This is a genomic window from Galbitalea soli (assembly GCF_010686725.1).
GTDB lineage: Bacteria > Actinomycetota > Actinomycetes > Actinomycetales > Microbacteriaceae > Galbitalea > Galbitalea soli.
In genome coordinates, this window is sequence record NZ_JAAGWZ010000001.1 from 737,004 (window position 1) to 759,060 (window position 22,057).

Genomic DNA, 22,057 nt, shown 5'->3' on the forward strand with positions numbered 1-22,057 from the left:
CGCCGGTCTAGCGACCGGCGGGTACCGATTCGTCATCGAGGTCGTCGTCGTCGTCGTCGTCCAGATCGAGATCGTCGTCCTCGTCGTCGATCACGCGAGGCTTGACGTAGGGGTCCTCGTCGCCGGCGTAGGTCGCCGTGCTGGCGAGAGCGGAGACCTCGGTGTCGCGGCTGCGCGCCTCGGCGAGCAGCGAGTCGATGAGGGCGGCGTTCTCGGGGATGCCGTCGGCGATGAACTCGAGCGACGGTGTCAGCCGCGCCGTGATGTTCTTGCCCACTTCGCTGCGCAGCATTCCCGTCGCCGACTTGAGCGCTGCCGCGGTATCGCGACGCTCCTCGTCGGTGCCGTAGACCGTGTAGAAGATGGAGGCGTGCTGGAGGTCGCCCGTCACGCGAACGTCGGTGATCGTCACGAATCCGAGGCGCGGGTCCTTGATCCCGCGCTCCAGACGCTTCGCGACGATGACCTTGATGCGGTCGGCCATCTTCGCCGCCCGTGCTGCGTCGGCCATAACACTCACTCTCCCTCGCCCGCCGTCGTGGTCGATCTCGACGGGCGTCCCGATGATTCAGTCAGCACTGTGTGGGCGGGGTCCCGGCCCGCGCGCGCTGCGGCGCACCGGGACCCCGTCGGCCGGGGTCAGACCCGCGGCTTCTCCTTCATCTCGATCGTCTCGATCTCGTCGCCGATCTGGATGTCGTTGAACTTGCCGAGACCGATACCGGCCTCGAAGTCCGTGCGCACCTCGGTGACGTCATCCTTGAACCGACGGAGCGACTCGATGGCGAGGTTGTCGCCGACGACGACGCCATCGCGGATGACCCGCGCCTTGGCGTTCCTCGTGATCGTTCCGGAGCGCACGATGACACCCGCGATGTTGCCGAACTTGGAGGAGCGGAAGATCTCGCGGATCTCGGCGACGCCCGACTGGACCTCTTCGAACTCGGGCTTGAGCATGCCCTTGAGCGAGTTCTCGATGTCTTCGAGGGCCGAGTAGATGACCGAGTAGAACCGCACGTCGACACCCTCACGAGCCGCGCGCTCGCGCGCCTTCGTGTCGGGGCGGACGTTGAACCCGATGATGATCGCGTTGTCGACCGTCGCCAGGTTGACGTCGCTCTCGGTGACGGCACCCACACCGCGGTGGATGATCCGCAGCGCGACCGACTCGTCGACCTCGATCTTGAGGAGCGACTCCTCCAGCGCCTCCACGGCACCGGAGACGTCTCCCTTGATGATGAGGTTGAGCGCGTCGACCTTGCCCTCTTCGAGAGCGCGGGTGAAGTCCTCGAGGCTGATGCGCTTGCGGGCACGGGCCAGCTGCGCGTTGCGCTCCACGGCTTCGCGCTTCTCGGCGATCTGGCGGGCGGTGCGGTCATCCTCGATGACGAGGAAGGTGTCACCGGCTCGCGGAACCGTCGAGAGACCCTGCACCTGCACGGGGCGTGCCGGCTGCGCCTCGGTGACGGGGTCGCCGTTCTCGTCCGACATGGCGCGAACCTTGCCGTACGCGGTGCCCGCGACGATGGAGTCTCCGACCCGGAGCGTTCCCGACTGGATGAGCACGGTCGCGACCGCGCCGCGCCCCTTGTCGAGGCGGGCCTCGATGGCGACACCGCGTGCATCCTTGTTGGGGTTGGCGCGGAGGTCGAGGCCCGCGTCGGCGGTGAGCAGCACCGCGTCGAGGAGCTTGTCGATGCCCACGTTGCCGAGCGCCGACACGTCGACGAACATGGTGTCTCCACCGTATTCTTCGGCGACGAGACCGAATTCGGTGAGCTGCTGACGCACCTTCGCCGGGTTCGCCCCGTCCTTGTCGATCTTGTTGACGGCGACCACGATCGGCACACCGGCGGCCTGGGCGTGGTTGAGCGCCTCGACCGTCTGCGGCATGATGCCGTCGTCGGCGGCCACCACGAGGATGGCGATGTCGGTGACCTGCGCACCTCGAGCACGCATGGCGGTGAACGCCTCGTGACCCGGGGTGTCGATGAAGGTGATGGCGCGCTCGTGGCCCTCGTGCTCGGTCCAGACCTGGTAGGCACCGATGTGCTGGGTGATTCCACCCGCCTCACCGGCGACGACGTTGGCCTTGCGGATCGCGTCGAGGAGCTTCGTCTTACCGTGGTCGACGTGGCCCATGACGGTCACGACGGGCGGACGGATCTCGAGGTCGGACTCGTCCTCATCGGCCAGCTCCTGGTCGAGGTCGATGTCGAAGCCGCTGAGCAGCTCGCGATCCTCGTCCTCGGGCGAGACCATCTGAATCTGGAAGCCGAGCTCGGCACCGAGCACCTCGAAGGTCGCCTCGTCGAGCGACTCGGTCGCCGTGGCCATCTCACCGAGGTGGAACAGCACGGTCACGAGGTTACCGGGGCTCGCGTCGATCTTGTCGGCGAAGTCGGTGATCGAGGCGCCGCGGCGCAGTCGGACGACGGTCTTGCCGTCGCCGCGCGGAACGCTGACGCCACCCAGCGAGGGGGCCTCGCGCAGCTCGAACTCGGCGCGCTTCGTGCGCTTCGACTTGCGAGCCTTGCTCTTGCCGCCACCGCGACCGAAGGCGCCGGCCGTGCCGCCACCGGGGCCACGACCGCGACCGCCGGCACCGCCGCCCGCGGGGCGCGGAGCACCGAAACCGGGAGTGGCTCCGGGGGCGCCACCGGGACGCTGGAAGCCTCCACCCGCCGGACGGCCGGGGCCGCCGGGGCGCTGCTGGAAGGGTGCGCCGCCCGCACCCGCGGGGCGCTGGCCGAAGCCGCCGGGACGGTTGCCCTGACCGGCGCCGCCCGGACGTGGAGCGCCGGGACGAGGGGCGGAGGGACGGGGAATCGACCCCGGTGTCGGGGCGCCCGGGCGCTGCATGCCCTGGTTGCTCGCGAAGGGGTTGTTACCCGGTCGCGGGGCGCCGGGGCGCTGCATGCCCTGGTTGCTCGCGAAGGGGTTGTTACCCGGTCGCGGCGTGCCGGGGCGCGGGATGCTGGACGGCCGCGGAGCGGCGACGTCCGCCGATGCGGCGGGCTTCTCGACGGGGGCAGCGGCAGCCGCCTCGGCCTGAGCCTGACGCTCGGCGACGGTGAGGGGCGCGGGCGCGACCTCGACGTGCTCCGCCGCGGCGGAGGCGGCGGGTGCCGGAGCCGGGGCGGGCGCGGCCGGAGCCGGCGCCTTCGCCGCGGGACGCGGAGCCGGGGACGGCGCCTTCGCCGCCGGAGCCGGGGAGGACTTCACCCCGGCCGCCTCGAGCGCCGCCTTCAGGCGTCGCGCGACAGGCGGTTCGATGCTTGAGGAAGGTCCCTTGACGTATTCGCCCATTTCCTTGAGCTTGTCGAGGGCAACCTTGCTGTCGATGCCGAGCTCGGCAGCGACTTCGTGTACGCGTGGTTTGGCAGCCACTTCTCTCCTGTTCGGGTCTGCACCCGGACAGGGGCAGACCATTAGTTACGGACGGGTCTCATTTCGAGCCGCTCATTAGTTGTCCATAGGTCAATCAGCCTGTTCGTCACGGGACACGAGGTGTGCCCCTGCTGGTGTGCGATCACGCACGGTGTATTCGATCCGGCCAGCGCTCCAGCTGGGTGGTGTCGAGCGCGACCGCGACCCGAAGCGCCCGGCCCAGGGCCTTGCGCGAGATCGACTTGTCGACGCACTCGCTCGTGGGATGGACCCACGCACCACGGCCGGGAAGTGTCGCGGAAGGATCCGGGAGCACCACACCATCACGAGCCACGACCCTCAGCAGGGAGGAGCGTTCGGCGCGCGAACGGCAGCCGAGGCAGGTTCGTACGGGATTCATTGTACCCCCACCCGGAGCCCGGCGGCTGAGCGCCGCGAAATCCGCGAGCCGCGCGGCCCGGCGCTCACGCGCCCGCCCGTACTGCGCGCGGCCCGACATCCATCAGGACTCGAGGATCGAGTCCGGCTGAATGACCCCACATCCGTCCAGCCGGCCCGGCGCTCACGCGCCCGCCCGTACTGCGCGCGGCCCGACATCCATCAGGACTCGAGGATCGAGTCCGGCTGGATGTCGATCCGCGCGCCCGTCAGCTTGGCGGCGAGGCGGGCGTTCTGCCCCTCCTTGCCGATCGCGAGGGAGAGCTGGTAGTCGGGAACGAGCGCGCGCACGGCCTTGAGCGACTCGTCGATGACGAACGCGCTCGTCACCTTCGCGGGCGACAGGGCATTGGCCACGAAGGTCGCGAGGTCGGTGGAGTAGTCGACGATGTCGATCTTCTCGTTGTTGAGCTCTGCGGTCACGGCCCGCACCCGCTGGCCGAGTTCGCCGATGCAGGCGCCCTTCGCGTTGATGCCGGGCTGGGTCGCGCGCACGGCGATCTTGGTGCGGTGGCCGGCCTCGCGGGCCAGAGACGTGATCTCGACGACACCGCTCGCGATCTCGGGCACCTCGAGCGCGAACAGCTTGCGCACGAGGGAGGGGTGGGTGCGACTCACTGTGATCTGCGGCCCCTTGAGGCCCTTGCTCACGCTCGTCACGTACACACGGATGCGGCGACCGTGCGCGTAGTCCTCGCCGGGGACCTGCTCCTCGGGCGGGAGGATGGCCTCGACCGTGCCGAGGTCGACGTGGATCATCCTCGGGTTGGGGCCCTGCTGGATGACGCCGGCGACGATGTCGCCCTCACGACCGCGGAACTCGCCCAGCACGTGGTCGTCGGCGATGTCGCGGAGACGCTGGTTGATGACCTGCTTCGCGGCGAACGCGGCGATGCGCCCGAAATCGCTGGGGCTGTCGACGGCTTCGCCGATCAGGTTGCCGTCTTCGTCACGCTCCTCGACGAACACCGTGACATGCCCGCTCTTGCGGTCGAGCTCCACACGAGACTTCGGCGCGGGTGGCTCCCCCGGCTTGTGCTCGGACTGATCGGTGTGCTTGAGGTAGGCGGTGTGAATCGCCTGCTCGATGATCTGGACGAGTTCGTCGAACGGGATCTCACGCTCGCGCTCCATGAGGCGCAGCACGCTCAGGTCGATGTCCACTGAGGGCCTCCACTATTCAAGTCTGGTCGACGGCGGCATCCCCGGTACGGTTCGCCGTCCCGTCTACGGTACCAGTCGACCGGCGGTCTCGCGTGGCCGCACTCTCGCGGAAACCACGATCCCGAGCGCCGCGACGAGCACCGACGCCGCGAACACGAGGGCGAAGGCGAGGAGCGTGTCGGCGGGTCGTACGGCGTCGAACACGATGCCGACGGTGGCCAGCACAACGCCCGGGCCGATCGCATCGGCGATCGCGAGCGCCGAACTCGTGAAACCCTGTTCCTCCGGCGCCGAGTAGCCCAGGGCGAGCACGGCGAGTCGGGGCCAGCAGGCGCCCATCCCGGCACCGCCGATCGTCCAGCCCGCGATCGCGACCCAGGGCGGGAGCCCGAGCGCCACGGTGAGCAGTCCCGTCGCGAGCGACACCAGAACCGCGAGAGCACCCCACCGGATGCCCGCCCGCGGGTCGCTCGATGCCCCGCGGCGCCCCTGCCACAGCGAGGTCAGCCCCCAGGCGACCCCCGCGCCGGTGAGGGAGAGTCCCGCGAGGGCGGGCGACAGGCCATCCCGCACCGTGAAGAGGTAGGGCAAGTAGATCTCGCCGCCGAAATAGGCGCCCGAGACCGCGGCCCGGGTGAGGACCACGCTGGGGAGCCCCCGCCGGGACCGCAGGGTGCCCGGTGGGATGAGCGGTCGCACCGCGATCGCCACGAGCACGATCGCGACGAGGGCGACCGCGGGCGTGGCGAGTCCGCCCACCTGGCTGGAGAGGCTGAGGGCCAGCACCGCGATCGCGAGCACGACCGACCACGCGATGCGCGCCGGCTGCCAGCCCGCGTCGGAGTCACTGCGACGGATTCCACGGGTAGCGGGCACGATCATCCCAGTTGCGGCGACGACGAGCGCGAGCACCCCGAAGAACACCCAGCGCCAGCCCACGGCCGAGGCGACCGCACCCGCGATCGCCGGGCCCACGAGCGCGGGGAGGATCCACATCGCGGCGAAGCCCCCGAACATCCGGGGACGCAGCTCCTCGGGGTAGGCGCGGGCGACCACGACGTAGAGCGTGACCGTCACCGCCCCGCCCGCCATGCCGTAGAGCAGGCGGCCGACCACGAGCCAGGCCATCGTCGGCGCGGCGCCGGCGACCGCGATGCCGAGGAGGAACAGCACCGCCGCGGAGATGAGCGGCGTGCGCGGCCCCGTGCGGTCCGACCACGCGCCCGCGACCACCATGCCGACCACGCCGAGCGCGAGCGGGCCGGCGAAGGCGACCGCGTACAGCTCCGCCCCGTTCAGTTCCCGGCTGATCGTGGGCATCACGGTGGTCACCGCGAGGTTCTCGAAGGCGGCGAGGAAGCACAGCGCGAACGCGCCCAGCGTCACCAGCCGGTGCTCGCGATCGAGGATGCGCGCCGCGGCGGTCGCCCCCGCCGCCACTACAGCGCGGCCAGGCGCGCCGGCAGCTCCTGGATCGCGACCGCGGTCTTCTCCCCGCTGCGACGGTCCCACAACTCGACCCGGCCCTCCGCGGCGTCGCGGCCGACCACGACCACGAGCGGAACACCGAGGAGCTCGGCGTCGCCGAACTTGACGCCCGGTGACACCTTCGGCCGGTCGTCGAAGAGAACGTCGTTTCCCGCCGCTTCGAGCTGGGCGACCACGTCCTCCGCGATCGCGTAGACCGAGTCGTCGCGACCCGCGGCCACAACGTGCACGTCGAAGGGGCTCACATTGCGCGGCCAGATGAGTCCGCGCTCGTCGTTGTTGGACTCCGCGATCACGGCCATGATGCGCGTGACGCCGATGCCGTAGGAGCCCATCGTGACGGTGACGAGCTTGCCGTTCTCATCGAGCACCTTGAGTCCGAGGGCCTCGGCGTACTTGCGCCCGAGCTGGAAGACGTGGCCGATCTCCATGCCGCGTGCGAGCTCGACGGGCCCCGAACCATCCGGAGCGGGGTCGCCCTCCAGCACCTCGGCCACCTCGACCGTTCCGTCGGCCACGAAGTCGCGGCCCGCGACGAGCCCGAAGACGTGCCGCCCCTCCTCGTTCGCGCCGGTGATCCACTCGGTGCCGCTCCCGATCCGCGGGTCGACGACATAGCGGATACCCGTGCTCGAGCTCTCGCCCAGCACCGCTCCCGCTGCCGACCACGGCCCGATGTACCCCTTCACGAGCCCGGGATGGCGGGCGAAGTCGGCCTCGGTCGCGGCCTCGACCGAGGCCGGCGCGAAGGCGACCTCGGCGCGCTTCATGTCGACGCCGCGGTCCCCCGGGATGCCGACGATGACGAGCTCGCGGCGACCGTCGAGGTGAGTGAGCGCGAGGACGATGTTCTTGAGCGTGTCGCCGGCGACCCAGGGACGGGCATCCGGCCGCGGGTGCGCGTCGTTCGCCACCTGCACGAGCGAGGCGATCGTGGGCGTGTCGGGAGTGTCGTGCACGGTGGCGGGCGCGAGACCGTCGACGGGCAGCGGTTCGGGCGCGAGCGTCGTGAACGCCTCGACGTTGGCGGCGTAGCCACCGGCCGACCGCACGAAGGTGTCTTCGCCGACCGCAGTCGGGTGCAGGAACTCCTCGCTGCGCGACCCGCCCATGGCCCCGGCGTCGGCCTTGACGATCGCGTAGTCGAGCCCGAGGCGACGGAAGATGCGCTCGTAGGCGTCACGCTGGCTCATGTAGCTCACGTCGAGCCCCGCGTCGGTGTAGTCGAAGGAGTACGCGTCCTTCATCGAGAACTCCCGACCGCGCAGCAGACCCGCGCGGGGCCGCGCTTCGTCGCGGTACTTGTCTTGAATCTGATAGATCGTGAGGGGAAGATCCTTGTACGAGGAGTAGAGATCCTTCACGAGAAGCGTGAAGACCTCCTCGTGCGTGGGGGCGAGAAGGTAGTCGGCCTCCTTGCGGTCCTTGAGCCGGAAGATCCCGTCGCCGTACTCCTCCCAGCGACCCGTCGTCTCGTAGGGTTCCCGCGGCAGCAGCGCGGGGAAGTGCACCTCTTGCGCGCCCGCGGCCGCCATCTCCTCGCGGATGATCGCCTCGATGCGTCGACGCACCCGCAGGCCGAGCGGCAACCACGCGAAGATGCCCGGAGCCTGCCGACGGATGTAGCCGGCGCGCACCAGAAGGCGGTGGCTGGCGACCTCGGCGTCGACCGGGTCCTCCCGAAGAGTGCGGACGAAGAGATGGGTGAGGCGAGTAGGCACGCGCTCAATCCTAGCGAGGGCAGCGGAAAGCCCCGGGGAGAGACCTCCCCCCGGGGCTCCTGGGATTTGCAGACTGTTCGGGCCGCTAAATCACTCTTCACGCTACGCGGCGCGGCCGGGATGCGGTGCCCCCACAGCAGGGGGTAGCGCGGGTGCGCGATGTGTGCGAGCGAGCGGCGGGGTCAGACCGTGACGACCTGCGGGCTGCCGATCTCCCCGGGCGGCATCTCGGCCGCGAGGCGGTTCGCCTCCTCGATGAGCGTGGCGACGATCTCCGACTCGGGCACGGTCTTGATGACCTCGCCCTTGACGAAGATCTGGCCCTTGCCGTTGCCGCTCGCGACCCCGAGGTCGGCCTCGCGCGCCTCGCCGGGGCCGTTGACGACGCAGCCCATGACGGCGACGCGCAGGGGCACGGTCATGCCCTCGAGACCATCGGTGACGTCGTTCGCGAGCTTGTAGACGTCGACCTGCGCGCGCCCGCAGCTCGGGCAGGAGACGATCTCGAGCTTGCGCTCGCGCAGATTGAGCGACTGCAGGATCTGCAGACCGACCTTCACCTCCTGCGCGGGCGGAGCGGAGAGGGAGACGCGGATCGTGTCGCCGATGCCCTCCGCGAGCAGGATGCCGAAGGCCGTCGCCGACTTGATCGTGCCCTGGAACTCCGGCCCGGCCTCGGTGACACCGAGGTGCAGGGGCCAGTCGCCGCGCTCCGCGAGCAGACGGTAGGCCTTCACCATGACGATCGGGTCGTTGTGCTTGACGGAAATCTTGAAGTCGTGGAAATCGTGCTCCTCGAAGAGGCTCGCCTCCCAGACGGCGCTCTCGACGAGGGCCTCCGGAGTCGCCTTGCCGTACTTCTGCAGGATGCTCGGCTCGAGCGACCCCGCATTGACGCCGATGCGGATCGACACGCCGGCCGCCTTCGCCGCGGCCGCGATCTTGCCGACCTGGTCGTCGAACTTGCGGATGTTGCCGGGGTTCACGCGCACCGCCGCGCAGCCCGCGTCGATCGCCGCGAAGACGTAGTTCGGCTGGAAGTGGATGTCGGCGATGACCGGAATCTGGCTCTTCTTGGCGATGATCGGGAGGGTCTCGGCGTCGTCGCGGCTGGGGACCGCCACGCGCACGATGTCGCAGCCGGAGGCGGTCAGCTCGGCGATCTGCTGGAGGGTCGCGTTGATGTTGGTCGTCGGCGTGGTGCACATCGACTGGACGCTGATCGGCGCGTCGCCGCCGACCAGCACCTTGCCCACCTTGATCTGGCGGGACTTGCGACGGGGGGCGAGAACTTCGGGAACTTTGGGCATTCCGAGATTGATGGCAGGCACGGTCTCACTCTACTTCTGCGAGCCGGCGCACGCCCGAGTGCAGGATTTTCCCAGCGGCGTGCCGCTCAGCCGAGGGTGATCGGCTTCACGATGTCGGCGTAGGCGAGCAGAACGCTCAACCCGCCGAGCAGAATCACCACCGCGAAGGTGAGGGGCACGAGCTTCGCCGTGTCCACCGGCCCCGGGTCCTTGCGGCGGAAGAGGCGCGCGAAGGCGCGCCGGATGCCCTCCCACAGCGCGCCGGCGACGTGGCCGCCATCGAGCGGCAGGAGCGGCACGAGGTTGAAGACGAGCAGGGCGACGTTGACCGAGGCGACGAGTCCGACGAGACTCGCGAAGCGCGAGGAGAGCGTGGCCGTGTCGGTCGCGGCGATCTCGCCCGCGATGCGCCCGACGCCGATCAGGCCGATCGGCCCGTTCGGATCGCGGGCGCCGGAACCGAAGGCGGCATTCACCACGCCGACGACGCGCTGTGGAAGATTCACGATGACGCCGGCGACTCTCGCCGTGTTGTCCCAGACGGCAGGCAGCACCGCGGTCGCGGGCTGCTGCACGTACACCGTCGTGGGCGAGATTCCCACGAAACCGACGGTGGTCGTGACCGGGTCTCCGGCGGCGTCTTTGATGATCACGCCATCGGAGTCGTACTTGTAGACGGAGTTGGGGCGCGGCGTCAGCGACACCGTGCGCTCCGCGCCGTCTCGACGGATGACGACGCTCAACGTCGTGCCCGAGGAGGCCCGAATGATCGCGGTGCCCTGCGCCCAGCTCGTGACGGGCGTTCCGTCGATGCTCACGAGGGTGTCACCGGCGCGCAGGCCGGCGGCCGCGGCGGGCGACGGGGCGTCCGACGCCGAGCAACTCGTCGGAGTGTCGCCGGACACGCTCGAGGCGGGGATCACGCACTTCTGCACGCTCGCGAGGGTCGTGCTCGCCTGAGCCGCCCCGAACCCCATCAGGAGCACCGCGTACAGCACCACCGCGATCAGGAGGTTCATGAACGGGCCGCCGAGCATGATGATGATGCGCTTGTAGATCGGAAGCGTGTAGAAGACGCGATCCTCGTGCCCGGTCTCGATGGTGCTGTCGGAACTCCGGCGCGCATCCTGCACCAGCGTCTGGAAGAACCCGGTGCCCGCGGTCGGCGCCGTTTCGCCGTCCTTCGCGGGAGGGTACATGCCGGCCATCGAGATGTAGCCGCCGAGCGGCAGCGCCTTGAGCCCGTACTCGGTTTCGCCGATCCGCCGCGAGAAAATGGTCGGTCCGAAGCCGATCATGTACTGGGACACGCGCACCTTGAAGAGCTTGGCGGGAACGAGGTGCCCGATCTCGTGCAGCGCGATGGAGAGCGCGAGGCCGATGACGACCACGACGATGCCCACGATGTACAGCACGATGTCCACGCGGTCAGGATAACCGGGGCACCCTTTGAACGGCCTGAATCGGTGCGGCCCCACTCCGCGTGCCACGTCGGCCGCGAGCCCGAGGCCTAGCATGGAAGAACCATGGACACCGAGAACGGCACCGGCGCGGACGCACCACTGATCGGCCGCCGACTCGTCGACCGCTACCTGGTCGAGGCCCTCGTGGCCCACGGCGGGATGGCCTCCGTGTACCGGGCGCGCGACGAGTCGCTCGGCCGGACGGTGGCGCTCAAGGTCTTCGTCGGCAGCGACGAACACGACGTCCGCCGTCAGCGCGACGAGGTGCTCGTGCTCGCGAGCCTCAACCATCCGGCGCTCGTCACCCTCTTCGACGCGACCGTCGATCCCGACTTCGGCCATCGCCCCGCCGCGATCATCGTCATGGAGTTCGTCGACGGCACCGACCTCGGTGCGGCGATCGCCAACGGACCCATCGCCCCCGCGACCGTCGCCGAGATCGGTCGTGACATCGCGGATGCCCTGCGCTACGTGCACGCGACGGGGATCGTGCACCGCGACATCAAGCCGGGCAACATCCTGCTGCCGACCCGGATCCCCGGTGCACCCCAGCGGGCGAAGCTCGCCGACTTCGGCATCGCCCGCACCTTCGACCGCACCGCGATCACTCAGGACGGCACGGTCATCGGCACCGCGGGCTACCTCAGCCCGGAACAGGCCCTCGGTGAGGCCGCCACCGCGGCCAGCGACATCTATGCGCTGGGACTCTCGCTGCTGGAGGCGCTGACCGGAACGCGCGCGTTCCCGGGGACGGGCGCCGAGTCACTAGCCGCCCGGATCAGCACCGACCCGGTCATCCCCGAGTCCGTTCCGCCCGCGTGGGGCGACGCGCTCGCCGGGATGACCGCCCGCACGCCCGCCGCGCGCCCCGACGCCGGGCGGGTCGTCGAATTGCTCGCGGACGTCCAGCGGGGCGACGCGGCGGCCGCCTCGCTTCTCGCCGCGGGCACGACCGAGGTGCTGCCGGCGGCGGCACCCCTCGAGGAACCGGCGGCGGCACCTCCCGCGGAACCGGCACCGACCGAGGCCATGCTCCCGCCGACGCGGGTCCTCCCGGTGGCGGGAGAGCTCCCGACCGCGGCGACCCGGGTACTCCCCGCGGAGGGCGCCTCGACCGAACCCATCGGCGCGAGCGAATCCCGCCCGCGGCGGCGCAAGGGTGTCGTCGGCGCGATCCTCGCTCTCGCCGTCGTGCTCGTGGCCGTCGCCGCGATCGCGGGGGGAATCGCCGGTACCACCGCGACGACGCCCGGGGGCGGCCTCTCCCCCACGCCGGGGAGCACGGCCGGCGCGACCACCAGCGTCACCCCGACACCCGTCGCCACTCCGACGCCCACGGCGACACCGAAGCCGCCCGCCCCGAAGCCGGGAAAGGGCCACGGAAAGCATCACAGCAAGCCGTGACCGCGGTCAGCGGCGGGCGATGAGTTCGTCGGCCTCGCGCCGCGCCCAGCTCTCCGCGGCGAGCACGGCGGGCAGGCTCATGCCGTCGGGCTCATGCCGGTCGACCACTCGCACGATGATGTCGAGAATGTCGAGGAAGCCGATGCGACCGGCGTGGAAGGCGAGCACGGACTGCTCGTTCGCCGCGTTGAAGACCGCGGGATAGGTCTCGCCCGCGCGTCCCACGGCCTTCGCGAGATCGACCGCCGGAAACGCCTCGCTGTCGAGCGGCGCGAACTCCCACGAGCTCGCCGTCGTCCAGTCGAGCGGCACCCCGACGCCCGGCACGCGGTTCGGCCAGTCCAGACCGAGCGAGATGGGCAGGCGCATGTCGGGCGGGGAGGCCTGCGCGATCGTCGAGCCGTCGATGAACTCGACCATCGAGTGCACGATCGACTGCGGATGCACGGTCACGGCGATGCGGTCGTAGTCGACGCCGAACAGTAGGTGCGCCTCGATGACCTCGAGACCCTTGTTCACGAGGGTGGCCGAGTTCGTCGTGACCACCAGCCCCATGTCCCAGGTGGGGTGAGCGAGCGCCTCGCGCGGAGTGACGTTCTGCAGGCTGTCACGCGTGCGTCCGCGGAAGGGACCACCCGAGGCGGTGAGCACGAGTCGCGCGACCTCCCCCGCGGCGCCGCTCCGCAGCGCCTGCGCGATCGCGCTGTGCTCGGAGTCGACCGGGATGATCTGCCCGGGCTTCGCCGCCGTGGTCACGAGTTCGCCGCCCACGATGAGGCTCTCCTTGTTGGCGAGGGCCAGCGAGGCGCCGCTGCCGAGAGCGGCGAGCGTCGGGCCGAGGCCGACCGACCCCGTGATGCCGTTGAGCACGACGTCGGCATGGGCATCCCGCACCAACTGGGCCGCCTCATCGGCACCCAGAGCCGTGTTCTGCACCCCGAACTCGGCCGCCTGGGCGGCGAGCAACTCGCGATTGCTCCCGGCCGACAGCCCCACCACCTCGAAGCGGTCACGATTGGCCCCGATCACGTCGAGTGCCTGCGTACCGATGGAACCGGTCGATCCGAGAATGACAACCTTGCGCACGAGAGCCAACCTACCGGGGATGCGGTCCGCGGGCGCTTACGCTGGCTGTCATGAGCTATTCGGTTTCCCAAGAACGCAAGATCGTCACCGAGCTTCCGGGCCCGCGCTCGGTGGAGCTGCAGAAGCGGCGCGAGAAGAGCGTCTCCCGCGGTGCCGGCACGCTCGCCAACATCTACATGGATCACGGCGCGGGCGCGATCCTCGTCGACGTCGACGGCAACCAGCTGATCGACCTGGGGTGCGGCATCGGTGTGACCACGATCGGGCACGCGCATCCCGAGGTTGCGGCGGCCGCCGCGGCACAGGCCGCGAAGCTGACCCACACGCTCTTCACCGTCACCCCGTACGAGAACTACGTGCGCGTCGCGGAGAAGCTCGCCGAGATCACGCCCGGCGACTTCGAGAAGCACTCGATCCTCGTCAACTCCGGCGCGGAAGCGGTCGAGAACGCCGTCAAGATCGCGCGCAAGTTCACGGGTCGGCGCGCGATCGTCGCGCTCGACCACGCGTTCCACGGCCGCACCAACCTCACGATGACGATGACCTACCGGCCCTGGCCGGAACGCGCCGGCATGGGGCCGTTCCCGGGCGAGATCTACAGCGTGCCGACGAGCTACCCGTACCGCGACGGGCTCAGCGGCGCGGAGGCGGCGGCGAAGACCATCGACTACATCACGACGCACATCGGAGCGAGCGAGATCGCCGCCTTCTTCGTCGAGCCGATCCAGGGCGACGGGGGAATCGTGATCCCCGCACCGGGCTACTTCGCGGCGATCAAGAGCTTCTGCGAGGAGAACGGGATCCTCTTCGTCGCCGACGAGATCCAGGCGGGTATCGCTCGCACCGGCGCCTGGTACTCGATCGAGCACCACGGTGTCGTGCCCGACCTCATCACGACCGCGAAGGGAATCGCCGGCGGCTTCCCGCTCGCCGCGGTCACCGGTCGCGCCGAGGTCATGGACTCGGTGCAGCCCGGCGGAATCGGCGGCACCTTCGGCGGCAACCCGGTCTCCACCGCGGCCGCCCTCGCCGTCTTCGAGATCATCGAGCGCGACGGGCTCCTGGCGGAGGCGCAGCGTGTGGAACGGCAGCTGCGGGCGCGGATCGGCGACTGGACCGAGCGCTACGACGTCGTCGGCGAGGTGCGCGGCAAGGGTGCGATGTTCGGCGTCGAGCTGGTCAAGCCGGGCACGACCGACCCCAACCCCGAGGCACTGAGCTCGGTGCTGCGGTACGCGACCACGCACGGCGTCATCCCGCTCGACGCCGGCAGCTGGGACTCGGTTCTCCGCATCATGCCCTCGGTCGTCATCAGCGAGGAACTCATCGACGACGCCGCCTCGGTGCTCGAAGCGGCGCTCGCGCGGCTGTGAGTCGCGGCGCCCGCGCACGCGAGAAGGCCCGCTCCACGGAATCGTGGGGCGGGCCTTCTCGCGTGTGGGGGCAGGGTCAGCTGATCCCGAGGATGTCGATGATGAAGACCAGGTCATCCGTGCCCTTGATCCCCGCGGCGGCGCTGCCGGCGGTGCCGTAGCCCAGCTTCGGCGGGATGATCACGAGAACCTGCGACCCGATGGTCTGGCCCTCGATCGCCTGCTTGAAGCCCTGCACGACCTGGCCGGTGTTGAACGTCGCCGTCTGGCCCGCGGCCCAGGTGTCGTTGCCCGCGACGATCTTCTTGGTGCGCCAGAGGTAGAGCTGGTAGTTGACCACGACGTTGGCGTCGGCGCCGACCTTGTCGCCCTTGCCCTTGATCAACACCTCCTCCTTGAAGGCGCCGGGTTGCGCGGTGTTCGGGATGGTGACCGTCGGCACGCCGGTGGCGTTCAGCTTCACGGTGGGGAACCCCGCGACGGGAGTCTGCGCGTCGCCCGTCGCGCGGGTGAGCGGCGTGGGCGCCATCTTGACGACGTCCGCCACGAGCACGATCGACTCGCTCGCGCCGACGCCCAGCTGCGTCGAACCCGTCGTGCCGAAGGCATCGGACGGCGCGATCACGCCGACCACACGGGAGCCGATCGTCGAGCACTGGAGCGTCTTCACGAGGCCGGGCAGGAACTTGGTGGCGTCCATCTGGATCGCGTACGCCTTGCCGTTGAAGCCCGTGGTCGAGAGCTCCTTGCCCGTCTTCGCGCTGTAGAGAGCGATGTCGACATCGACGTTGGTGCCCGCCTTGGCGACCGCACCCGAGCCCTGAGTGATCACCGTGCGCTGCGTGGTCTTCGCCGAGACCGGCGCCTTGATGACCACGGTCGGCTCCGCGCCGAACTTGCCCGACACCTTCACCGCGTCGGAGAGGCTGCCCGAGGCGGTCGGCGTGCACCCGTCGATCGTCTTCGCCGAGTTCGTCGACGTCGAGGACGGCGCAGAGCACGCGGCGAGTGACGCCACCACGGCGGCGGCGAGCAGGAGAGACAGGGATTTGCGCACGGAGTACCTTCCAGCGATCAGAGAAAATCAGCCTCCAGTCTGCCGCATGCGGCTGGGCGCTTTCTGCCAGGGGGATCCGGTGAGTCGGCTATGAGACGATCGTGACCGGTTCGTGACCGACCGGGAAGTTGACCGACGCGGCGATGAAGCACTTCGCGCTCGCCTCGGCGTGGAGGGAGGCGGCGAGCCGGTCATCCGTTCCCGCGATGGTGACCACGGGCCGGAGGGTGACGCTCGTGAAATGGCCGCCGCCGTCGGGGGTCTGCACCATCGTGCCCTCGGCCTCGTCGCGGTAGGCCGTCACGATGACGCCGTTGGTGGCGGCGACGTGCAGGTAGCTGAGCATGTGGCACTCGCTGAGTGCCGCGAGGAGGAGCTCCTCGGGGTTCCAACGGTCGGGATCGCCGCGGAAGGGGCGGTCGGCGGAGCCCTCGATCGGCGGCTTGCCGGGGACCGTGGCGACCGTGTTGCGACCGTAGGCGCGATAGTCCGAGGTGCCGGTACCGCGGTTGCCCAGCCACTCCAGCGTGACCCCGTAGTGGTGCTCGAGCTTCATCGGTTTCTCCTCATCTCACGAGACTAAACTGACGACCATCATGACCGACACGCTCGCTCCCACCAGTACCCCCGCCGTCACCCAGGAGCGCCGTATCGTCACGGCGATTCCCGGCCCCAAGTCGCAGGAGCTCCACGAGCGTCGCCTCGCCGCGGTCCCCGTCGGCGTCTCCTCCGCCCTCCCCGTCTACATCGAGGCCGCGCACGGCGCGATCGTGCGCGACGTCGACGGCAACCAGTTCATCGACCTGGGCGCGGGCATCGGAGTGACCACCATCGGGCACACCGACGACGCGGTCGTCGAGGCGGCGCGGGAGCAGCTCGGCAGCGTCATCCACACCCTGTTCACTATCACGCCCTACGAGGAGTACGTGCGCGTGGCGGAACTGCTCGCCGAGCACACCCCCGGCACCCACGCGAAGAAGACCGTGCTCGTGAACTCGGGCGCGGAGGCCGTCGAGAACGGCGTCAAGATCGCGCGCAAGTACACCGGGCGCAACGGGGTCGCGGTGCTCGAGCACGCGTACCACGGTCGCACCAACCTCACCATGGCCATGACCTTCAAGGCGATGCCCTACTCGCTCGGCTTCGGGCCGTTCGCCGGCGACATCCACCGCGCTCCGAACTCCTACCCCTTCCGCGACGGCCTCAGCGGTGTCGAGGCCGCGAAGCGCACCACCGACTACCTGGAGAAGACGGTCGGGGCGACCGATCTGGCCTGCCTCGTCGTCGAGCCGATCCAGGGTGAAGGCGGGTTCCAGGTTCCCGCGGACGGGTACCTGCCGGCGCTCCAGGAGTGGTGCACCGCCAACGGCATCGTGTTCATCGCCGACGAGATCCAGAGCGGCATGGCCCGCACCGGCGCCTACTTCGCGAGCGAGCACTTCGGCGTGGTGCCCGACATGGTACTGAGCGCCAAGGGCATCGCGGGAGGCCTGCCGCTCGCGGGCGTGACCGGCCGCGCCGAGATCATGGACGCCTCGCACCCGGGCGGTCTGGGCGGCACCTTCGGCGGCAACCCCGTCGCCGCCGCCGCCGCGATCGCGGTCTTCGACCGCATCGAGAAGGACGACCTGCTCGCCGAGGGCCGCCGCATCGAGGGTGTTCTCAAGACCGGCCTGCTCGAGCTCCAGCAGAAGTACGACGTCATCGGCGACGTTCGCGGAATCGGCGCGATGATCGCGATCGAACTCGTCGAGCCCGGCACGAAGAACCCCAACTCCGCCGCCGTGCAGAAGATCGCCTCCTACGCCGGTCAGCACGCCGTGATCCTGCTCACCGCGGGCACCTACGGCAACGTGCTGCGGTTCCTGCCGAGCCTGGCCATCAGCGACGCGCTGCTGCGGGAGGCGCTCGCCGTGATCGACGAGGCGCTCGCCACGCTGTGACGAGCGAGGAAGGGGCCGACCGCTCGCTGACCGCGGCCGGCTGCGTCGAACTGGCGCAACTGGAGAGATCCGAGCTGATCGAGTCGCGACACCTCGGTGCGGCGGTCGTCGTCGATGCCGATGGCGCGCTCGTCACCGCTCTCGGCGACCCCGCCGCGCTCGTCTACCCGCGGTCGACCCTCAAGCCGGTGCAGGCGACGGCGGTGCTGCGGGCCGGCCTCCCGCTCGACGGAGAAGAGCTCGTACTCGCCTCGGCGAGCCACGCGGGCAGCCCCCAGCACCTCGCGGTCGTGCGACGGATCCTTGCGAGTGCGGGCCTCGACGAGACCGCGCTGCAGTGCCCCGCCGACTGGCCCCTCGGCCGCGAATACCGGGACGAGCTGGTCCGGGCGGGCCTCGGGCCCTCGCGTCTGCACATGAACTGTTCGGGGAAGCACGCGGCGTTCCTCGCGGTCTGCGCCTGGCGCGGCTGGGACGTGGCGGGGTACCTGGAGGGCGGTCATCCGCTGCAGCAGCTGGTGCGCGAGACCATCCAAGACTTCACCGGCGAGCCCGTCCTGCACAGCGGGGTCGATGGATGCGGTGCGCCCGTCCACGCCGTGAGCCTGGTCGGCCTCGCCCGTGCCACCGGCCGCGTCACCGGCGCGGCCGAAGGCCCCCAGGCGCGGGTCGCGGCAGCGATTCGCCGCCACCCCTGGGGCATCGACGGGCACGGGCGCGCCAACACCGTCGTCATTCAGGAGCTGGGACTGATCGCGAAGCTGGGCGCCGAGGGCGTCATGGTGATGGGCGCACCCGACGGGCGGGCCGTCGCGGTGAAGGTGCTCGACGGCAGCCTGCGCGCCGCGACGATCGTGGCGCTCGAGCTTCTCGTTCGGGTCGGTGCGGTCGATCGCGATCGGGCCGCCGGCGTGGCCGCCCAGACCACCGAGCGCGTGCTCGGCGGTGGGCACCCGGTCGGTCGACTCTCCGTCGCCTTCTGAGCCACGACGCCGTCACAGCCGGATCGCCGTCCGGAGCGCCACGCCGCGGCTTCCGCGGTCAGCCGAACAGGCTGACGACCGCCTCCCGGAACGCGACGGTGTGGCGCTCCACATCGGCCGCCGTCGTCGCGGGGCTCATCAGGGCCATGTTGTGGAACGGCGTGATGAGGATCCCGCGGTTGAGGGCGTGCAGATGCAGGTACTGCTGCAGCTCGAAATCATCGGCCTCGGCCGCCTCGCGACCATCGTGCGGCGGTGTCGGGCGGAAGCTGTACTCGGCTCGCGCACCGAGCTGCGTGACCTGCCACGGCACGTCGAACTCGTCGAGAGCGGCCTGCACGCCGACCGTCCACTCGGTGCAGCGGTCGATCATCCCGGTGAAAGCCTCGGCCGTGAGCACCTCGCTCAGGGTCGCACGAATCCCGGCGAGCGACACCGCGTTGCCGGCGAGTGTTCCGCCGACGCCCCCGACGTCGATGTCTTCGAGTTCGAGCGAGTCCCGCACGGCCGCCGCGAACGCTGCGGTCATGCCGTATGCGCCCGCGGGCACTCCCCCGCCGATGGACTTGCCGACGACGACCGCGTCCGGGCGAAGGCCGTCGCGCGCGATCATCCCGCCCGGGCCGGCCGACAGGGTGTGGGTCTCGTCGATGATGAGCAGGGTGCCCGTGCGATCGCAGAGCTCCCGCACCGCGGCGTGCCAGCCGGGGTCCGGCAGCACGATCCCGATGTTGGTGAGCGCGGGCTCGATCAGAACGGCCGCGACCTCCAGTGTGGCGAGTGCCGCCTCCATCGCGGGCAGGTCGTTGAACGGCACGACCGCCGTGGTGAGGGACGGGGGCACCGGTGCACCGATGTTCCCTCGGCGCTCCACGACGGCGCCGTCGGCGTCGAGCGTCGCGTAGGCCTCGTCGACCGTGCCGTGATAGCAGTGGTCGATGACGAGGATCTTCGGACGGCCGGTGACCTGCCGCGCGTAGCGGATGAGCGCGCGGTTCGCATCCGTCGCCGAGAGCGCGAACTGCCAGCTCGGCACGCCGAATCGGTCGCTCAGCAGTTCGGCGGCGACCGCCGCGTCGCGGGTGGGCAGCATCATCGTGGCACCGGCAGCGAGGCGTTCCGAGATCGCGGCCACGGATGCCGCGGGCGCATGCCCGCACATCGCGCCGGTGTCACCGAGGCAGAGATCCACGTGGTCGATGCCGTCCGCGCAGCGGAAGTGCGCGCCCGCGGCACGCTCGACGAACACCGGCCACGGCCCCGGCCACTTCGCCATCCAGAGCATCGGGACGCCGTCAGGCATGTGGACGAGCCCCTCCCGCCACAGTCGCTCCGACGCGGGACGGGCGGCACGATACACGTCGAGCTCCGCCTCCCACGCCTCGCGCAGGCGCGCACGATCGCTGTAGTAACCGGGACCGGTCATGACGGGATCACTGCACCTTTGCAAGTCGCTTCGCGCGGGACTGCGTCACGATCTGGCTGATCACGACGATGGCGATCGCGATCAGGAACACGGCCGAGGCGATGACGTTCGCCTGGGCCGGGATTCCGCGCGTCGCCGAGATGTAGATGTAGGTCGGGAAGGTCTGCACCGTGCCCGCATTGAAGTAGGTGATGATGAAGTCGTCGAAGCTCAGGCTGAACGACAGCAGCGCCGCCGCGAGGATTCCGGGGAGCAGCAACGGGAAGGTCACCCGCATGAACACCTGCGAGGGCGATCCGTAGAGGTCGCGCCCGGCCTCCTCGAGCGCCGGATCCAGACTGGCGACGCGCGCCTTCACCGTGACGACCACGAAGCTGAGACAGAACATCGAGTGGGCGATGATGATCGTCCCGATCCCCTTCGGCACACCGGCGCTGAGGAACTGCGCGGCGAGACCGGCACCCATGACCACCTCCGGGGTGGCCATCGGCAGGAAGATGAGCAGGCTCGTGACCGCCCGGAAGCGGAAGCGGTACCGCACCAGGGCGATCGCGATCATGGTGCCCAGGGTCGTCGCGATCACCGTCGCGGTCACCCCGATCAGGATGCTCGTGCCGAACGCCGCGCAGACGTCCTGCTGGTCGCACACGTTCGTCCAGTTGCTGAACGTGAAGCCGTTCCACGAGATGTTCGACTTCAGCGACTTGTTGAAGGAGAAGACGATCGTGTAGACGATCGGGATCAGCAGGAACACGAGCGCCAGCACGCTGTAGGTGGGGAGGAGCCAGTTGCCGAGCCCGCGGCTCCGGCGCGGCGCGGGACGCGGGGCCGTTGCGGCGCGCGCGGTCGACGCGGAGGCGGCGGAGCCGAGCGGAGAGGCGGCGGGGGTCGAGGCGCTCACAGGAGGTCATCCGTTCCCGCGCGACGCACGTAACTGCCGACGATGATGAGGATCACGAGCATGAGCACGATCGAGAGCGCGGCCGCGGCCGGGTAGTTCAGTTGCACCAGGAAGTTGCTCTGGATCACGTTGCCGATCATGGACGAACTCGCGCCACCCAGGAACTCCTGGCTCGCATTGACGTAGTCGCCCGCCGCCGGGATGAAGGTGAGCAGCGTGCCCGAGACGATACCGGGAAGCGAGAGCGGAATGGTGACCCGCCAGAACGTGGAGGCTGGGGTGCCATACAGGTCGCTGCTGGCCTCGAGGTAGCGGATATCGAGGCGCTCCAGCGTCGTGTAGAGCGGGAGGCACATGAAGGGGATGAAGTTGTAGGTGAGACCGAAGACGACCGCGACCGGCGTGCCCGTGATATGCGTCTGCGGCCCGAGCAGCGAGAGCGCCTTGAGGCTCGTGACGATGGGGCCCTCGTCGGCGAGGATCGTCTTCCAGGCCAGCGTGCGCAGCAGGAAGCTGATGAAGAACGGCGCGATGACGAGGATGAGCATGAAGCTCTGCAGCAGCGGCCACTTCCGCACTTTCACGCCGATGAAGTACGCGAGCGGGTAGCTGAACAGCAGCGCGAACACCGTGGCGAGCAGCGCGTACAGGAACGACCGGAAGATCTGGGTGCTGTACGTGCCCACCGAGTCCACGTAGTTCTGCCAGTTGAACGCGTACTGGAAGGTGCCGGAGCCGTCCGGCGCGGGCGCCTCGAGCGAGGTGATGACGAGCGAGACCAGCGGCACGATGAAGAACAGCACCAGATAGAGGATGCCCGGCAGCAGAAGCACGAGCGCGATCTTGCTCTGCCGACGCGGTGCCGGCTCGGCCTGGGTGGGGGCCCCGGCGAATGCGGTCATCGCCATGG

General features: G+C 69.8%; 18 protein-coding genes. 4 read left to right on the forward strand and 14 right to left on the reverse strand.

Annotated elements, in window-relative coordinates:
* Positions 1–7: 7 nt before the first annotated feature.
* From rbfA to G3T37_RS03525, 8 genes are all read right to left on the reverse strand, one after another.
* The gene (gene rbfA, locus G3T37_RS03490) at positions 8–511 is read right to left on the reverse strand and encodes a 30S ribosome-binding factor RbfA (protein WP_163472066.1); all 504 of its coding nucleotides are present in this window, start codon (positions 509–511) and stop codon (positions 8–10) included.
* A 128-nt stretch (positions 512–639) separates the two neighbouring features.
* On the reverse strand, positions 640–3,390 hold the full coding sequence (infB, locus tag G3T37_RS03495; RefSeq protein WP_422110966.1) for a translation initiation factor IF-2: 2,751 nt from the start codon (positions 3,388–3,390) through the stop codon (positions 640–642).
* A 142-nt stretch (positions 3,391–3,532) separates the two neighbouring features.
* Positions 3,533–3,790: a YlxR family protein gene (locus G3T37_RS03500; protein WP_163472068.1), complete on the reverse strand. Its 258-nt coding sequence runs from the start codon at positions 3,788–3,790 to the stop codon at positions 3,533–3,535.
* A 200-nt stretch (positions 3,791–3,990) separates the two neighbouring features.
* Complete coding sequence (gene nusA, locus G3T37_RS03505; protein WP_163472069.1) at positions 3,991–4,992, reverse strand: transcription termination factor NusA; 1,002 nt, start codon at positions 4,990–4,992, stop codon at positions 3,991–3,993.
* Positions 4,993–5,055: 63 nt separating this feature from the next.
* A complete protein-coding gene (locus G3T37_RS03510) occupies positions 5,056–6,432 on the reverse strand; it encodes an MFS transporter (protein WP_163472070.1) in 1,377 nt (458 codons plus the stop codon).
* Positions 6,432–8,201, reverse strand: coding sequence for a proline--tRNA ligase (locus G3T37_RS03515; protein WP_163472071.1), 1,770 nt, complete (start codon positions 8,199–8,201; stop codon positions 6,432–6,434). The genes G3T37_RS03510 and G3T37_RS03515 overlap by 1 nt, the downstream gene beginning before the upstream one ends.
* A gap of 182 nt (positions 8,202–8,383) precedes the next feature.
* Entirely contained in the window at positions 8,384–9,532 is a 1,149-nt protein-coding gene (gene ispG, locus G3T37_RS03520; protein ID WP_174247722.1) for a flavodoxin-dependent (E)-4-hydroxy-3-methylbut-2-enyl-diphosphate synthase, read from the reverse strand.
* 65 nt (positions 9,533–9,597) lie between these two features.
* Positions 9,598–10,929 carry a site-2 protease family protein gene (locus tag G3T37_RS03525; protein WP_163472572.1) on the reverse strand — a complete coding sequence of 444 codons (1,332 nt, stop codon included), beginning with the start codon at positions 10,927–10,929 and terminating at the stop codon, positions 9,598–9,600.
* Positions 10,930–11,037: 108 nt separating this feature from the next.
* On the opposite strand from G3T37_RS03525, the gene G3T37_RS03530 reads away from it, so the two are divergent.
* Positions 11,038–12,378 carry a serine/threonine-protein kinase gene (locus G3T37_RS03530; protein WP_163472072.1) on the forward strand — a complete coding sequence of 447 codons (1,341 nt, stop codon included), beginning with the start codon at positions 11,038–11,040 and terminating at the stop codon, positions 12,376–12,378.
* Positions 12,379–12,384: 6 nt separating this feature from the next.
* On the opposite strand, the gene G3T37_RS03535 is transcribed toward G3T37_RS03530, so the two are convergent.
* Positions 12,385–13,464, reverse strand: coding sequence for a 1-deoxy-D-xylulose-5-phosphate reductoisomerase (locus G3T37_RS03535; protein WP_163472073.1), 1,080 nt, complete (start codon positions 13,462–13,464; stop codon positions 12,385–12,387).
* 50 nt (positions 13,465–13,514) lie between these two features.
* Between G3T37_RS03535 and G3T37_RS03540 the strand changes: the two genes are divergently transcribed.
* Positions 13,515–14,837: an aminotransferase class III-fold pyridoxal phosphate-dependent enzyme gene (locus G3T37_RS03540; protein ID WP_163472074.1), complete on the forward strand. Its 1,323-nt coding sequence runs from the start codon at positions 13,515–13,517 to the stop codon at positions 14,835–14,837.
* Between the two features lie 76 nt (positions 14,838–14,913).
* On the opposite strand, the gene G3T37_RS15255 is transcribed toward G3T37_RS03540, so the two are convergent.
* The gene (locus G3T37_RS15255; protein ID WP_163472075.1) at positions 14,914–15,894 is read right to left on the reverse strand and encodes an FKBP-type peptidyl-prolyl cis-trans isomerase; all 981 of its coding nucleotides are present in this window, start codon (positions 15,892–15,894) and stop codon (positions 14,914–14,916) included.
* Between the two features lie 88 nt (positions 15,895–15,982).
* Positions 15,983–16,450, reverse strand: coding sequence for an OsmC family protein (locus G3T37_RS03550; RefSeq protein WP_163472076.1), 468 nt, complete (start codon positions 16,448–16,450; stop codon positions 15,983–15,985).
* 40 nt (positions 16,451–16,490) lie between these two features.
* Between G3T37_RS03550 and gabT the strand changes: the two genes are divergently transcribed.
* Together gabT and G3T37_RS03560 are read left to right on the forward strand one after the other, a co-directional pair.
* Positions 16,491–17,837, forward strand: a complete 1,347-nt coding sequence (gene gabT, locus G3T37_RS03555; RefSeq protein ID WP_163472077.1) for a 4-aminobutyrate--2-oxoglutarate transaminase — start codon at positions 16,491–16,493, stop codon at positions 17,835–17,837.
* Entirely contained in the window at positions 17,834–18,820 is a 987-nt protein-coding gene (locus G3T37_RS03560) for an asparaginase (RefSeq protein ID WP_163472078.1), read from the forward strand. The genes gabT and G3T37_RS03560 overlap by 4 nt, the downstream gene beginning before the upstream one ends.
* Before the next feature lie 58 nt (positions 18,821–18,878).
* Here G3T37_RS03560 and G3T37_RS03565 read toward each other — a convergent pair whose 3' ends face one another.
* From G3T37_RS03565 to G3T37_RS03575, 3 genes are read right to left on the reverse strand one after another with little or no spacing between them, the layout of a single operon-like run.
* Complete coding sequence (locus tag G3T37_RS03565; RefSeq protein ID WP_163472079.1) at positions 18,879–20,246, reverse strand: transaminase; 1,368 nt, start codon at positions 20,244–20,246, stop codon at positions 18,879–18,881.
* Between the two features lie 7 nt (positions 20,247–20,253).
* Positions 20,254–21,147, reverse strand: a complete 894-nt coding sequence (locus G3T37_RS03570) for an ABC transporter permease (RefSeq protein WP_422110967.1) — start codon at positions 21,145–21,147, stop codon at positions 20,254–20,256.
* On the reverse strand, positions 21,144–22,055 hold the full coding sequence (locus G3T37_RS03575) for an ABC transporter permease (RefSeq protein ID WP_163472080.1): 912 nt from the start codon (positions 22,053–22,055) through the stop codon (positions 21,144–21,146). The genes G3T37_RS03570 and G3T37_RS03575 overlap by 4 nt, the downstream gene beginning before the upstream one ends.
* Positions 22,056–22,057 lie beyond the last annotated feature (2 nt).